Genomic DNA, 14342 nt, shown 5'->3' on the forward strand with positions numbered 1-14342 from the left:
CCGAGGAGCAAGCATGGCCGCCATCTCCTGCACCCACTGCGGCGCCGATCTGACCGCCCCCCAAAGCGTGCGCATCGCCGAATACCACTTCGGCCGCCTGGAGAAGGTCTCCGAGGATCCCGGGTTCAAGTACCACTTCGAGCAGGCGGACAACTTCACCATCCTCTGCAACAGCTGCAAGCGCCTCGTCCGCACCCTCCCCATCACGAAGTAGTCCCATTCCACTCAAAAGGAAACGGCCCCGATCGGGGCCGTTTCCTTTTGGGTGGCGCCGGGCTACTGGCGCAGCACCCGCGGCGTGATGAAGATCAGCAGCTCGCTGTTCGACTCGGCCTTGGTGTCCCGGCGGAAGAGGAAGCCCAGGAGGGGAATCTTCGACAGGAAGGGAACGCCCGTCCGACCGCTGCTGTGGTTGGTGATGTAGACGCCACCCAGCACCGCAGTGCCGCCATCCCGCACGAGCATCTGGGTTTCCAGGGCCTTGCGGAGAATGGTGGGGGTGCCGTTCACGGTGCGGCTGAAATCGGCCTCGGCCTTCTCCAGCTTGATGTCCATGATGATGGTGCCCTCGTTGGTGATCTGGGGGGTGACATCAAGTTGAAGGTTAGCGTCGATGAACGCCACGGTGATCGCGCCTCCCTGCGCCCCACCCTGCTGGGTGGGATAGGGGATCTTCTCGCCGCTGAGGATGGTGGCCTTCTTGTTGTTCTGAGTCACAACCTTGGGTGACGACACGATCTTCAGGGTGCCTTCGGATTCCAGGGCCTGCAGGACGGCATTGATGCTCAGACGGTTGCTGAGGAAGGAGAGCCAGAGCTCGCCAGCGGGAGCGGCGATGGACGTAACGCCAGGCATTCCCGGGGACCAGGCCACGGAGGCGTGCTGGCCTGAAGCCGTGCGATTGTACCCCTGGATGCCGTTCCAGAAGGGGGCCTGGGAACCGACCCAGGGGGTGCCGCTGGTCCCAGTGCCACCCGTGATGGAAGCGGCGGCACTGTTGGCCTGGGGCCACTTCACGCCGAACTGGCGCTGCCAGTCCTTGTTGGCTTCCACCACGCGGGCCTCGATCTGCACCTGCTGGATTTGGACATCCAGGGTGTCCAGCAGTTCGGAGATGACGGGAATGCGGGAAGGCAGGTCCGTGATGATGAGGGTATTCGTGCGGTCGTCCAGGATGGCCGAGCCACGCTTGGTCATCATCTCCTTGAGGATCTTCTGGACATCGCTCACCTTCGCGTAGGAGAGGGGACGGGTGATGGTCTGGAGCTCCCCCGCCAGGGCTTTCGTCTCCTCCAGCCGCTTGCGTTCCTCTTCCTCCTTCTGGAGTTTCTCGATCTTGGCGACGCGCAGGACGCCGTTCTGGATTTCCTTGCCCAGGCTGGCGTTCTTGAGGACCACGTCGAGGACCTGGTCCCAGGGGGTCTCGTTGAACTTGAACCCGTAGTTGCCCTGCACGTCCGGGTCCATCACCAGGTTCAGCTTGCCGGTGTCCGCGAGGATGCGGAGGAAGTCCCGGATATCCGTGTTCTGGAGGTCGATGGTGATCTTGGCGCCGGTGTACTTGGTGGTGGTCTCGCCGAGGGTGCGGCCAGCGTATCGGTTGTGAGCAGGGGGCTGGGCTTTCTCGGCTTCGGGCAGCTGCACGGCTTCAGGACTCGCCACCGGAAGGGCGGTGGAGGCGGCCAGCTGAGGCAGAAGCTGGAAGGAACTTCCCATCGCCGGGAGGCTGGCCAAGGCCTTGGGGGCGGCAGGAGATGTTCCAGGATTGAGCGAGGTCACCGGGGCGGAGGCAACGACTGTGGGAGCCGAAGCCTTGACGACCGCCGGAAGCGGCAGAGCCTCAGGGCGGTAGATGCCCTCAAGATGAGCCTGGACGGGACCCGCGCCTGGATTCAGCATCAGCTGGACCCCTTCGGGATTGCTGCCCACCACCACCTGGGTGCCCGGAGCCACCTCGAGCACCAGCCGGGTCACCGGCTTGGGTGCCATCGAGAACTGACCGAGGCGGGCCTTCTGGACCAGCGGGTGGGTCAGCAGGGCCAAGTCCTTCTTGGTGACGGCGGTCCCCCGCTCGACACCCGGAAGATCCAGGACCACCCGGAGGGGGCTGGAGAGCACCTGGATGGCGGGCTGTCCCGCCATGCCAGGGATTCGGAGCAGGACCTTGGCCCCCGCGCCGGCGGGTTCCAGGGTTGCTCCGGCCAGCACAGCCTTCGCGGCAGCGGTTTCCACGGTCGGCGAGGCATGGAGGGACCCCGTGTGGATCCCCGCCAGGACCACGCCCCCTGCGACCAGCAAGGAACTCAGGCGAGCATTCATCGTTTACCCTCCTCACGCTTGAACGTCTTCGTGATGGTGCGGAATACAGAACGGTTGGTGGTGTTCACGTCCCATTGACGGAACGTCACGGCCTTGTCGGTGATGCTGGCAATTTCGCCATCCTTGAACCGGTGGCCGGCTGGCAGCCAGCGGACGGTTCCGCGGCTGTCGGAGACAATGGCAAAATTCTTGCCGTCTTTTCGGATCATGCCCTTGACGGAGATATCGTCGATGAGGTCGAGCGCATCGGCGGGACGGTCATCCCGGGGGGTGGAGAAGGGATCCCGCTGAATGGCGGGTTTGTAGGGCGTGATCTTGATGACGGCCACGTCCTGGGCGGGTGCTTCGGGTGCCGTCGTCGCAGCGGCGGGAGCCTCGGCGGGCTTGGCCGCTGGGCCGGTCTGAGCGGCCAGCGTGAGGCCGGCGAGCAAGGGGAGGAGTAGGAGTCGATGGATCATGGCGAGTTCCTCAATCCTCCTTGGCCCGGCCCTTGGCGGCTGGCGCCGGGGCGGGTTTCTTGGCGGGGGCAGCTGCGGCAGGTTCAGGGTTATAGATGAAGGCGCTGACGGTGCACTTCACCGTGGCCGGATAGACGCTGCCCTTGTCAGCCTTGCGGGTGAACTCGATGTTCGAGACGTTGATGATCTTGTCGTACCCGGAAACCAGCGAGGTGAACTGGCCGAAGGTGTGGTATCCCACCCGGAACTCAAACTCCACGGGCTTTTCCGTGTAGTAGGTGTCGCGCCGTTCGGGCTTGAGGGCAAAGGAGACCTGGTCGATGCCGGCGTCATCCGCGAGCTTCTTGATGCGGTAGGGGATCTCGCCATAGTCAGCTTCGGAGGGCATGATCTTGATCAGCTCTTCGATGCGCTTGTCCTGCTTGGCAACCTCGTCGCGCAGCTTCTCATAGCTGGCCTTGAGGAGCCGGCCCTTGTCCACCTCTGCCTGGAGGGTCTTCACCTCGGTCTGGACCGTTTCCAGCTCGCTCCGCTTCCCGCCGAGCAGGAAGTAGACCAAGCCGGCTACGACGATGCCCGCCACCGCGCCGACGCCGATCTGTTTCTGAAGCTGGGGATTCATGGCCTACCTCAGACAGCGTTCTGGAGTTCGAAGGAGATCGTGAAGTCGAAGGAGCCCGTGGTCCCGCGCTTCGCGCTCGGATAGTTGATCTTCTTGAACCAGCGGGTGCGGGACTGGAGGTTGCCGTAGAAGGCATTGATGGCCTCGAAATTCCGCCCTTGGCCCTCGATGGTGATGAGGGCCCCCTTCTGGCTGACCTTCTTGAACCACACGTCGTCCGGCAGGCTGTTCGCGAGCTCCTCCATGAGGTGCACCGGGAGCGACTGCTGCCGCTTAAGTGTGGTCATCACCTCTTCCTTCTTCTGGAGGGCGGCCTTCTTCTCGCGGAAGGTCTTCTCCAGGGCGATGTAGGGCTCGTACTGCTTCTTGTCGCGCTCCAGGTCGGCCTTCTGCTTCTCGGCCTTGGTGAGGAGGCTGTTCAGCCAGACGTAGTAGACGCCGCCGCAGGCCGCGATCGCCAGGCCCACCACCACACCGGCGATCGGCAGGCTCGAGCGGCTTCCGCCTTCACCCGTGTAGACCTGGACGGGTTCGGCGGCCGCCTTGCTGGCCCCCTTCTTTCCCCCGGCCTGAGCCAGAGCGTCACCCAGCAGGTTGATCTTGATCATCGGTCCCCCACTTGGCGCAAGGCCAGCCCGACCACGACGGTGGCGCCGCCGCCGATCTCGCGAACCGTCATGGGATCCTCGGTCCGACCATCGATCTCAACGAGCTGGAAGGGATTGAAGCGGTCCACGGAAACCCGCAGCCGGTCGCCCAGCACATCCATCAGTCCGTGGATCATGGAGCCGCCCCCGCTGACGAGCACGCGATCGAGGCGGTCCACCTTGAAGCTGCTCTTGAAGAAATCGAGGGTCCGGCTAAGTTCATCCGCGAAGGCGTCGGATACGGCATTGATCGACGGCTGGACCTCGTCCGGCTGGTGCCCTTCGGCGGCCTGGTTGCGCTTCAACCGTTCGGCCCCCTCCCGAGTCACACCCCAGTCCTCCATGAGCTTCTCGGAGTAGCGGCTGCTGCCCCAGGCCATGTCACGCCAGAACACCGATTTGCCTCCCACCATCATGGTGAGGTTGGTGAAGGTGGCGCCCAGGTTGACCAGGGCGACGACCTCGTCCCGGCCACCTCCCATGGTGTTGGCTTCATAGGTGTTCTGGATGGCGAACACATCGACGTCCACCACCTTGGGGCTGTACCCGGCCTGGGCCACGCAGCTGACGTAGGCTTCCAGCTTGTCCTTGCGGCAAGCCACCAACACCACATCCATGTTGCCGTCCGCCGCCCGCTCCTCGATGAGGTAGTAATCCAGGGCGTAGGAATCCAAACCTTGGCCGGCCGGGAAGAAGCTCTCAGCTTCCCAACGGACGGATTCCGCCAATTCCGCCTGGCTCATGAGCGGGAATGTCACTTTTTTGACCATCACCTGCTGACCTGACACGGAGATGGCCACATCCTTGGCTTTGATTTTCTGTTCCGCCATGACTTGGCGGATAGCAGAGGCCACGGCATTACTATCCATGATGTCGCCGTCCACGATGGCATCGGGAGGAAGGGCGACCCTGCCCAGCTTCTGGAGGCGGTAGCGCGATTGGCCACCCTTTCCAATCTGCTGGAGCTCGCAGACTTTCACTGAGCTGGATCCGATATCCAAGCCAACAAGACTTTTGGGTTTGCTTCCGAAGAGACCCACCGGATGCCTCACTTGGAGAATATAGGTATTGGAGATGGTAGCGCTGGAATGGGTTAGGTCAAGGTTAACTATTTTTGCGTCAGGTCAATTCAGGGCCAAGGCCGACCAGAATGGCCGTGATATTGTCCTCGCCACCCTGCTCTCGGGCAGCCAGAACAAGTGATTCCACAGCCTCTTGAAGGTTCGAGGACTGCGTCACGATGTCCCAGATCTGTCTATCGCCGATCATTCCTGACAGGCCATCAGAGCAAAGCAAAAGTCGCTCCGTTTTGCCCAGCTCCAGGTTCTGGACTTCAATATCCAGGTCCCCCCCGTTGCCCAGCGCTTGGGTGATGACGTTCCGGAAGGGGTGAACCCGGGCTTCGGAAGGCGTCAGGATGCCGCTTGCCACCTGCTCAGCCACCCAGCTGTGGTCCCGCGTCACCTGCCGGATGCCGTCGGGGCCCAGTAGGTAGGCCCGGCTGTCCCCCACGTGGGCCAGGGTCACCTGCGAGTCATGAAGCAAACCCGCCACCACGGTGGAACCCATGGTCTCCCGCTCGGGGTTGCGGCGGATATCTTCGGCGATTGCGCGATCCGACAGAAGCAGCGCCGCCCTGAGCCGGTTCCCATCGTAGGAGAGGTTGGGATCGTACTCCATGGGCCACGTCCGGTCCTTCTCCCGGGTGTCGCCCACGAACTTGGCCACGGTATCCACGACGATCTGGCTGGCCACCTCACCAGCGGCATGTCCGCCGAGCCCGTCCGCCACAACGAAAAGCCCCAGGTCCGCGTCGGCCAGGTAGCTGTCTTCGTTGTGCTTCCGGACACAACCGACATCGGTCTTGCCCGCGGCGTGGATCCTCATGGTCAACCCTTTCCCGTCAATCGGCCCCAGAGGTCCTTCAGTTGATCCACAAGGCCCGGTTGGCCAACCGGGGGTTGGACCTTCCCCTTCTGGCCCACGGCTCCAGGAGCCCCCTTCCCGCCCCTCGGGGTGGTCTGCCGCAGTTTCGGATGGTTTGGGGCGATCTCGCGGGCGGTCTGGAGGTGGCGCTGCGCACGGGCCACCATCCCCAGCGTCTGGAAGTGGGTGGCCAGACGGAGGTGGCTGTCCACATCCCGCGGGGCCAACAGGACCGCAGCCTCCAGCGCCTTCACCACGGTGCGGAGGTCGCCGCCGCTCTGCTCCAGGATGGTGGCCAGCAACGCGTGGTACTGCGGCTTCTTGGCATCCATCCGGATCGCGTACTGGATGAGGGCCTGCGCCTGATCGACCCGGCCAGCATCAAAAGCCTCCTTTGCCAGCGTCGCCCAATCCTCGGCGGTCCGCTCCGGTGCCGCCTCGGCATCCTTTTCCTTCCCGGATGGCGTGGAGGCCGCCACCGGAGTCCTGGGCAGCTGCTGCATCGCGGCGAGGCGTTTCCCTGGATCCTTCAGGATGCTGAAGGCCTCCGCCAGATCCCGGAACCTCGCTTCGGCCTCCACCTTGGCGGCGCCGGTGTACCGGTCAGGGTGCCACTGCTTGGCCAGCCGGTGGTACGCGGCTTTGATGTCCTCGGGAGAGGCCTCGGGAGGGATTTCCAGCACATCGAAAGGATTCATGGGGGTCCACAGGGCACCCTGCGCCAGCGCATCGCATGGGGATGGAAGAACAGGGCTTGAGCAGAGGATGGTAGCCTATTTCCATCCCGCGTGCAGGCTTTTGGACCACGAAACATGGCGGAATCTCACCAGAATGCGGTGGTGGCCAGGCCCGTCCAGACTGGAAGAAGCTCCAGCGTGATGGCACAGTAGAAGGTTCCACGGGAGCGCGCATGGCGTCGGGCAAGGCAATGGATTGGCGCGAAGGCCTGGATGCCGGCGACCTGTCCTCCGAAAGCCTGGTGCTTGCCGCCTTCGATCGCATCCGGGACCTGGACGGCACCCTCCACGCCGTCCTGGCCGTCGACGAGCCGCGCAGCATCGCATTGGCCCGGGAGGCCGACCGACGGATTCGATCCGGGGAGCGGACCCCGGTTCTGGGGCTTCCGATCATCCTCAAGGACAACCTCCACTGGTCCGGGCTCCCCATGACCTGCGGCTCCAGGGTGCTCGAAGGCTACGTGGCCCCCTACGACGCCACCGTGGTTCGCCGGTTGATCCAGGCGGGGGCGGTTCCCATCGCCAAGGCCAATCTGGACGAGTTCGCCATGGGCTCCAGCGGCGAATACAGCGCCTTCGCCTCCGCCCGGAACCCCTGGGACACCTCCCGGGTGCCCGGCGGCAGCAGCAGCGGCTCCGTCGTGGCCGTGGCCGCCGGATACGCGCCCCTGGCTCTGGGCAGCGACACGGGGGGGTCGGTGCGCCTGCCCGCCAGCTTCTGCAACGCGACGGCCCTGCGGCCCACCTATGGCGTCCTCAGCCGCTACGGACTCACGGCCATGGCCTCCAGTCTGGATCAGGTGGGACCCATCGCCACCACCGCCGCGGACCTGGCTTTGGCCTTCAGCGTCATGGCCGGCGTCGATCCCCTGGACAGCACGTCGATGGACCTGCCGGGTGTGGAGCGCCTGGCCAACCTCCGTCCGCTGGACCTGAAAGGCCTCCGCATCGGCCTTCCGAGGGAGTACTTCGCGGGTGGCTTGGAACCAGGCGTCCGGACCCTCCTCGACGCCGCCCTCCAAGTCTTCGAAAGCCAGGGCGCAAAGCTGGTGGAGGTGGACCTCCCCCATACCCGCTACGCCATCGATACCTACTACCTGCTCTGCACCAGCGAAGTCTCCAGCAACCTCAGCCGGTTCGATGGCGTGCGATACGGCCTCCGGGAACCCTCAGCCGAGGGCGGCCTGCCGGAGATGATCGCCCGAACCCGGGACACGGGCCTGGGAGATGAAGTCAAGCGCCGGATCCTCCTGGGGACCTTCTGCCTATCGAAGGGTTACTATGACGCCTTCTACATGAAGGCCCTCAAGGCGAGGGCCCTCATCGCCGCCGATTTCCATGCCGCCTTCGTCGAGGCCGATATCCTGGCCTCCCCCGTCAGCCCGGGCACCGCGTTCCCCTTCGGCGACAAGACGGACGACCCCATGTCCATGTATCTGGCCGATGTCTTCACGGTACCCACCGCCCTGGCGGGACTTCCCTGCCTGTCCATGCCGGCGGGCTTCTCCGGCGGCCTTCCGGCCGGCATCCAACTCATCGGGCCGGCCCTTTCGGATGTCCGCCTGCTGGAGGCGGCCCACGCCTTCCAGTCCCTGACCCGCCACCACCTCGAAACCCCGACCCTGTCCGCATAGGAGCGAACCATGGCCTTTGATGTCGTCATGCCCCAGATGGGCGAGAGCATTGCGGAAGCCACCGTGCTGAAGTGGCACAAGAAGGCCGGCGATGTGATTGCCAAGGACGAGACCCTCTACGAGATCAGCACCGACAAGGTGGACGCGGAGATTCCCGCCCCCGCCGCCGGCACACTGCTGGAGATCCTCGTAGAAGTCAACGCCACCGTTCCGGTCGGCACCGTGGTGGCCCGCATCGGCGATGCCTCGGAGAAGCCCTCGGGCGCAGCCGCGCCCGTCGCGGGCGCGCCCGCCGCGGCCGCGCCCGCCGCGGCTCAAGCCCCTGTCGCCGCGCCCCCCGCCCCGCTGGCCGAGGAGGATGACAACAGCCTGGAAGGCCGCCTTCGCACCAAGAGCAGCCCCCTCGTGCGCGAGATGGCCAAGCAGCACGGCGTCGACCTCGCCAGGGTCTCAGGAAGCGGCCAGGCCGGCCGCGTCACCAAGGAGGACCTTGAAGCCTACCTGGCCAAGGGCCCTGCCACCACCCCCTCCACCCCGGCCCCCTCCATCGCCCCGGCCCTGCCCGCCGTGCATGATCCCTCTGCGCCGACCATGGGCCTGGCGCCCAGCATGTCCATCGCCCCTGCCCCCGCCATGCCCGCCTTCGCCCCGGGCGAGCGCGTGAAGGTGGAGCCCATGAGCCGCATGCGGAAGATCATCGCCGACAACATGGTGGCCAGCCGCCGCACCTCGGCCCACGTCTACACGGTCTTCGAGATCGACATGACCCACGTGGCCCAGCTGCGCAACAAGCACAAGAAGGCCTTCGAGGCCCAGTTCGGCACGAAGCTGAGCTTCATGCCCTTCGTGATGATGGCGGCCTGCAAGGCGCTCCGCGCCTATCCCATCGTCAACGCCTCCGTGGACGGCGACAACATCGTCTACAAGCAGGACATCAACCTCGGCATCGCCGTGAGCCTCGACTGGGGCCTCATCGTGCCCGTGGTGAAGAACGCCGACATGATGAACCTCGGCGGCCTGGCCCGCAGCCTCAACGACCTGGCGGAGCGCGCCCGCGGCAAGCAGCTCAAGCCGGACGAGATCAGCGGCGGCACCTTCACCATCACCAACCCCGGGGTCTACGGCGACACCTTCGGCCTGCCCGTCATCAACCAGCCCCAAGTGGCCATCCAGGGCGTGGGCGCCATCGTGAAGCGCCCCGTGGTCATCACAGGCCCCGACGGCACCGACTTCATCGCCATCCGCCAGGTGATGTTCAGCAGCCTCGGCTTCGACCATCGGATCATCGATGGCGCCATGGGCGACCTCTTCATGGCGTTTGTAAAGAAGGAGCTGGAGAACTCCACCTTCGGGTTGGAGTAGATCCTTCCTCGAGCCATGTGAAAAAGCGGCCGAATGGCCGCTTTTTCGTAAGGTGAAGAGATGGAAGGAACCGCTTCCTTACGCGTAGGAGGAGGTCTCCCGGACCATCTCGCGGTACATCGCATACTCGCCCTGGAAGTGCAGCTGGATGATGGCGGTGGGGCCATTGCGGTGCTTGGCCACGATGAGCTCGGCGGAGTTGTCGGGTTCCTCGTTGGCAGAGGGCATCAGCTTGCGGTGGATGAAGGCCACCATGTCCGCGTCCTGCTCGATGGCACCCGAATCGCGGAGATCGCTGAGCTGGGGCCGGCCGCCCTGACGGTGCTCCACCTCGCGGTTGAGCTGGGAGAGCACCACCACGGGAATCCCAAAGTCCTTGGCCATGAGCTTGAGGCCGCGGCTGATCTCGCCAATGCGGACGGCCTCGTTCTGCTTAGCGCCCCGGCTGTTCTCCGGGCTGCTGAGCAGCTGGAGGTAGTCGATGATGACGAACTCCACCCGCCGGTTGCTCTGGCTGCCCTGCTTCACGATCATGTTCTGGATCTGGGGGACGGTGATGGAGGCTTGGTCGCAGATGAACAGCGGCATCTGCACCAATTCGTCCCGAGACCGCATCACGTGGTCCAGCCGTCCAGTGGCGCGGCCGGACTGGAGGTCCTTCATGTTGGTCTGGCTCTGGGCGGCGAGCAGGCGCAGGAAGACTTCCTCGTGGCTCATCTCGAGGCTGAAGAAGGCCCCGCATTGGCCTGGACGGCCATCCCGCTCCTGGGCGGCCCGCAGGATCCAGTTGAGAGCCAGGGCTGTCTTGCCGACACCGGGACGGGCAGCGAGGACGATGAGGTTGCCGGGCTGGAAACCCTGGGTGAGCTCGTCGAAACGCTGGAAACCGACCCGCACGCCGGGCGACAAACGTCCCTCCAGGCGATCGTGGAGGCGCTCCATGGCATCGTCCGCCACCGATTGGATGGTGAGCAGACCCTTGGCCTTGGCATCTCCCTGAGCCAGGTGGAAGAGGCTCTGGGCGGTCTGGTCCACCAGCACTTCCGGGGGTTCGTCTTCTTCCGCGGCCTGGCGCACCAGCTGGGCCCCCAGGTGGACGAGGCGACGCAGCTTGGCCTTGCGCCGGATGAGGTCCGCCAGCACCTGAGGGCGCTCCACATCCTCACCGGCCAGCAGTTCCACCAGGCCCGGATAGCCGCCCACCTTGTTCAGGCTGTCGTCCTGGTCCAGGGCATCCTTCAGGGTGAGGGAGTTGACCTCCACCTGGGCTTCGATGAGGGTGCGCAGGGCCCGGAACACAGCCCGGTGGGCCGGGTGGACGAAGTCCTCCTCGGCCAAGGCGAAGACGGCTTCGCTGGCCACGAACCCCGCGCCCGGGGCGCAGCAGGTGGCCAGGAAGGACCGTTCCGCATCAATATCCTCCGGAAGGCGTTCCGGAAGCCAATCCGCCATCACATCACCCCTGCCGACTAGAGTCCCGGAGGAGTGTACCCCCCGCCGTCCACATCCACAAAGATCGGGTTGGTGACGGCGATGGGATAGATGCCCTTCATGATCTTGTTCCAGGGTGTTCCGGCCTGATAGGCCCCAGTGGTGGCCAGGGGCACACCCGCTTCGACCACCACCCAGGCATCCTTGCCCGTGGGCATGACCACGCCATCCAGGGTCGCCGTGCGGAGGCGGAAGTCCGTGGGAGAGGCGGTGAAGCTGCTCATGGGCACCACCTGGGCCACCCCGTTCACGACCACGCGCACCTCATCGACCGGCACCCAGTCCGCCGCGTAGAGCGAGATGGTGATGGATACGGTGGGGGCGGGCCCGGCCACCAGCCCCCCGGAACCCACACCATTGACGGCCACGTCGAGCAAGGGGCCGGTGGAGGCCACGGCTGCGCCGCTGCGAAGGGCGGCCAGCAGGGGATCAAGGGTGTCCTGGGTCAAGGTTTCGGAACCGAGCTTCAGGTAGGTGCGGGCCAGGCCGACCGGCGTGTCATAGCTGAACTTCGAGGCGGAGAGCCCCAGCGCCTTGGTGAAGGCCGTCGGGGTCTGCTGGTTGAGCAGGGAGAACCAGTCGCTCCGGACGGCCTTGAACTCGGCGAACCAGGCGGTGGGATCCGCAGGATCGCACCCTTCGGCCCGGATCAGCTCCAGGGCATCGAAGTCCCCCTGGTGCGCGCCGAGGGACACGGGGCCGGTCTGGGTCCACCAGGCGTTCGCTCCCGATCCGAGGGGAACGGCGGGGTCGAACCCGCGGACAGTGAACAGGCCTTGCGGCCCCCGGGGCCGGTGGACGATGTTATAGCGCCCCTCCGCCTGGGTGATGAAGTCCGCCAGGGTCCAGCCCTTGGAGGGCCTGGCTCCGCCGTTGCGATCTCCGTTGGGAGCGGGCGTGAAGAGGGCCGTCACGAATCCGTCCGCCAGCGTGGAGCTGCGGGCACCGACCACCAGCGGATCGATGCCGATGGGGACGCGCTGGGCATCCGTGACCGCCGCGTTCTCGATCTCCGTCCGGAACTCGGTCCTGAGGGCCGTCGGATCCGTCAGGTGATCCTCTTCCGTGCGGGCCACCGCATCCACCCCCTCCGCGAGGGCGGAGCTGAGCATCTCGCCCGGATTCAAGCCACCGGTGGTCGCCTGGGTGGGGCTCGGGACATCGAAGGCCTTCCAGCCAATCGGCAGGGTCGGAGGGAGGGTCACGAAGGTATGGCTTAAATCCGTCTGGCCGTCAAAGGACTTCACGGGCAGCGCTTCCAGGTGGGACAGCGGACCGCGGGTGCCGTAGGCCAGGTAGTCTCCCGGAGGGAGGAAGACCGAAGTCCCTCCACCGGAATACCGGAAGGAGGTTCCGAAAACCTGATTTCCTGCGGTGTACTGGTAGTCCGCCACGCTCGCGCTTGAGATCACCTTGGCCTTGTAGACCCGATCGTAATATCCGGCCAGGCGGCGTGAGCGCTTCATGGAGGGATCGGCCGCTCCTCCCTGGCCGGCCAGGGTGATGCGGAGGGGATTCAGGCCATCCATCTCCAGGGTTCCGGCCTGCCGGGCCACGAAGGTGTGCCGCTGCTGCTTGCTGCGGACCACGTTTCCTGACGTGTCCGTGACCTCGGCCCGCTCGGGACTCAGGTTCTCCGCCAACGTCCAGATCTGGCTTTTGGAAGGTGTGATGGGGGTGGGCAGGTAGGGCCGGTCGGCGTTGGATGTATTGGTGCCGAGATACAGCGTGTTGCTCTGGAAAGCGTTTCGCGCGGTCACCCGGTACGGCTGGCTGAGGCCCGTGCCGCTGGCATCCGCGACGGCCGGGAGGAATACGCCGATGGGTCCGCTGGAGGAAGGGATGTCGCTGGGCTCGCGCCACTCCACGCGTTCGGTGACCCAATGGGAGGGATCGGCGTCGGTGGAGGGGTCCGCGCTAGACCCGGTGTAGCGATCGAACCGGAACTCGGTCTGGAGCGGACCCGTGCGGGCGGCCGTACCGAACGAGTCGAACGTGAGGATGCCGTATTCGCCGCTGTGGAACCCCAGCCGGGCCTGGACCATCTCATTGAAGACCGCGGTCGCCTGGGCTGGCTGGGTGCCTGAGATGCTGGCATTCCCGACCTCTCCGCCCAGGACGTACAACCGGCGCCGGTAGGTCATGGGTTGTCCTGCCGGCAGGCTGGTCGCAGCGGGGCTCCCCACGACCAGTCGGCCCGGGAAGCGGGGACGGAGCTCGGTGAGCGCGGGTTGAGGATCCGAGGCCACCAGCACCTGATCCACGTCCAGCGGCAGAATGCCGAGGGTGGAGTGGGCATCCAGCGTGTCTCCGGAGGATTCCGAGCCCATGAGCGCCACCATGGGCGTCACCACGCTCGTCGTCAGAGGTGCCGTGAAGTCCGATCCCGGAATCTCCACCCCCCAGCTGCTGATCGGGGTTCCCTCGAAGGTCGTCACGGCGGGGACCACGAACCGGAATCCACCGCCATGCTGCGAAAGGAAATCCCCGAGGTTCCGGATGGGGAGGGCCGACGTTCCATCGTTGGTGATCGTGGTCTCCAGGGTGAAGTAGGTATTGGCCTTGTTCAGGGTGATCCGGTGGGCGACGCTGACTCCCAGCACCCTCCCCTGGGCATCCGTGGCCACTCCGAGCTTCCCCTTGGGATCCAGGAGGTAGCCCTGCATGTCCAGGTACACCTCGTTCACACCCGTCCCGGGCGAGTAGCGGTCGAAAACCAGCGGCAGGTCGGGGTCCTGGTTCACCACGGGACCCAGGCGCTCGACCATGTCTGTGGGCAGGGACACGCGCTTGTAGTTCTGGTCGAGGGCGACGTTGCCCACATCGAGGATGGCGCCACCGGAGGGCGCGCCAAACTGGCCTTCCCGGTTCCCGAACGCCGCGCCGTCCACGGCGATCTGGACCGCATCGTTGCCGAGGTAGAAGTCTCCGGGCCCCGAGGTCGCCTTCAGGCCGTGCAGGCGATCGCCTCCGGAAGCGGGGATCTCCTCCACCGCCACCGTGGGCCGGCCCACGCCCGTGGCCCGGAAGCAGCCCGTGACGCCCCCGGCCAGGACCAGGGCCAGCGGGGCCAGGGCCAACGGGAAACGCGGGGACAGACGAGGGGAACGGACTGCGGGATCAAGGCTCATGTTCATCAAGGCGTC

Annotated in this window: 12 protein-coding genes; 3 read left to right on the top strand and 9 right to left on the bottom strand. The window is 65.5% G+C overall.

Annotated features, from left to right (window positions below; all coding sequences use genetic code 11):
• Window positions 1–13 precede the first annotated feature (13 nt).
• Complete coding sequence (locus tag ML539_RS06645; protein ID WP_243293399.1) at window positions 14–214, top strand: hypothetical protein; 201 nt, start codon at window positions 14–16, stop codon at window positions 212–214.
• A gap of 62 nt (window positions 215–276) precedes the next feature.
• Here ML539_RS06645 and pilQ read toward each other — a convergent pair whose 3' ends face one another.
• The 7 genes from pilQ to ML539_RS06680 form a co-directional block, all read right to left on the bottom strand.
• A complete protein-coding gene (pilQ, locus tag ML539_RS06650) occupies window positions 277–2319 on the bottom strand; it encodes a type IV pilus secretin PilQ (RefSeq protein WP_243321888.1) in 2043 nt (680 codons plus the stop codon).
• A complete protein-coding gene (locus ML539_RS06655) occupies window positions 2316–2777 on the bottom strand; it encodes a pilus assembly protein PilP (RefSeq protein WP_243321891.1) in 462 nt (153 codons plus the stop codon). The genes pilQ and ML539_RS06655 overlap by 4 nt, the downstream gene beginning before the upstream one ends.
• Before the next feature lie 10 nt (window positions 2778–2787).
• Window positions 2788–3399, bottom strand: a complete 612-nt coding sequence (pilO, locus tag ML539_RS06660; protein ID WP_243314920.1) for a type 4a pilus biogenesis protein PilO — start codon at window positions 3397–3399, stop codon at window positions 2788–2790.
• 8 nt (window positions 3400–3407) lie between these two features.
• The gene (locus ML539_RS06665) at window positions 3408–4007 is read right to left on the bottom strand and encodes a PilN domain-containing protein (RefSeq protein ID WP_243321892.1); all 600 of its coding nucleotides are present in this window, start codon (window positions 4005–4007) and stop codon (window positions 3408–3410) included.
• Window positions 4004–5098 (bottom strand): type IV pilus assembly protein PilM, encoded by a 1095-nt coding sequence (gene pilM, locus ML539_RS06670; RefSeq protein ID WP_347710741.1) that lies wholly within the window; start codon window positions 5096–5098, stop codon window positions 4004–4006. The genes ML539_RS06665 and pilM overlap by 4 nt, the downstream gene beginning before the upstream one ends.
• A gap of 67 nt (window positions 5099–5165) precedes the next feature.
• Window positions 5166–5933, bottom strand: a complete 768-nt coding sequence (locus tag ML539_RS06675; RefSeq protein WP_243321893.1) for a Stp1/IreP family PP2C-type Ser/Thr phosphatase — start codon at window positions 5931–5933, stop codon at window positions 5166–5168.
• Between the two features lie 2 nt (window positions 5934–5935).
• The gene (locus ML539_RS06680; RefSeq protein ID WP_243321894.1) at window positions 5936–6670 is read right to left on the bottom strand and encodes a J domain-containing protein; all 735 of its coding nucleotides are present in this window, start codon (window positions 6668–6670) and stop codon (window positions 5936–5938) included.
• Window positions 6671–6882: 212 nt separating this feature from the next.
• Between ML539_RS06680 and gatA the strand changes: the two genes are divergently transcribed.
• Together gatA and ML539_RS15410 are read left to right on the top strand one after the other, a co-directional pair.
• Window positions 6883–8343, top strand: a complete 1461-nt coding sequence (gene gatA / locus ML539_RS06685; protein WP_243321895.1) for an Asp-tRNA(Asn)/Glu-tRNA(Gln) amidotransferase subunit GatA — start codon at window positions 6883–6885, stop codon at window positions 8341–8343.
• 9 nt (window positions 8344–8352) lie between these two features.
• A complete protein-coding gene (locus ML539_RS15410; protein ID WP_279341535.1) occupies window positions 8353–9705 on the top strand; it encodes a dihydrolipoamide acetyltransferase family protein in 1353 nt (450 codons plus the stop codon).
• Between the two features lie 78 nt (window positions 9706–9783).
• On the opposite strand, the gene ML539_RS06705 is transcribed toward ML539_RS15410, so the two are convergent.
• Window positions 9784–11157, bottom strand: a complete 1374-nt coding sequence (locus tag ML539_RS06705) for a replicative DNA helicase (protein WP_243321896.1) — start codon at window positions 11155–11157, stop codon at window positions 9784–9786.
• A 17-nt stretch (window positions 11158–11174) separates the two neighbouring features.
• Window positions 11175–14327, bottom strand: coding sequence for a hypothetical protein (locus tag ML539_RS06710; protein ID WP_243321897.1), 3153 nt, complete (start codon window positions 14325–14327; stop codon window positions 11175–11177).
• Between the last annotated feature and the right edge of the window lie 15 nt (window positions 14328–14342).

Origin of the sequence: Geothrix sp. SG200 (genome assembly GCF_022808935.1) — a bacterium.
GTDB classification, from domain to species: Bacteria; Acidobacteriota; Holophagae; order Holophagales; family Holophagaceae; genus Geothrix; species Geothrix alkalitolerans.

Excerpts from the sequence above, each read along its gene's own strand:
- ML539_RS06705 (WP_243321896.1), bottom strand. The coding sequence starts at position 11,157 with ATGGCGGATTGGCTTCCGGAACGCCTTCCGGAGGATATTGATGCGGAA.
- ML539_RS06675 (WP_243321893.1), bottom strand. The coding sequence starts at position 5,933 with ATGAGGATCCACGCCGCGGGCAAGACCGATGTCGGTTGTGTCCGGAAG.
- ML539_RS06645 (WP_243293399.1), top strand. The coding sequence starts at position 14 with ATGGCCGCCATCTCCTGCACCCACTGCGGCGCCGATCTGACCGCCCCC.
- ML539_RS15410 (WP_279341535.1), top strand. The coding sequence starts at position 8,353 with ATGGCCTTTGATGTCGTCATGCCCCAGATGGGCGAGAGCATTGCGGAA.
- gatA (WP_243321895.1), top strand. The coding sequence starts at position 6,883 with ATGGCGTCGGGCAAGGCAATGGATTGGCGCGAAGGCCTGGATGCCGGC.
- pilO (WP_243314920.1), bottom strand. The coding sequence starts at position 3,399 with ATGAATCCCCAGCTTCAGAAACAGATCGGCGTCGGCGCGGTGGCGGGC.
- ML539_RS06680 (WP_243321894.1), bottom strand. The coding sequence starts at position 6,670 with ATGAATCCTTTCGATGTGCTGGAAATCCCTCCCGAGGCCTCTCCCGAG.
- ML539_RS06710 (WP_243321897.1), bottom strand. The coding sequence starts at position 14,327 with ATGAGCCTTGATCCCGCAGTCCGTTCCCCTCGTCTGTCCCCGCGTTTC.
- ML539_RS06655 (WP_243321891.1), bottom strand. The coding sequence starts at position 2,777 with ATGATCCATCGACTCCTACTCCTCCCCTTGCTCGCCGGCCTCACGCTG.
- pilQ (WP_243321888.1), bottom strand. The coding sequence starts at position 2,319 with ATGAATGCTCGCCTGAGTTCCTTGCTGGTCGCAGGGGGCGTGGTCCTG.
- ML539_RS06665 (WP_243321892.1), bottom strand. The coding sequence starts at position 4,007 with ATGATCAAGATCAACCTGCTGGGTGACGCTCTGGCTCAGGCCGGGGGA.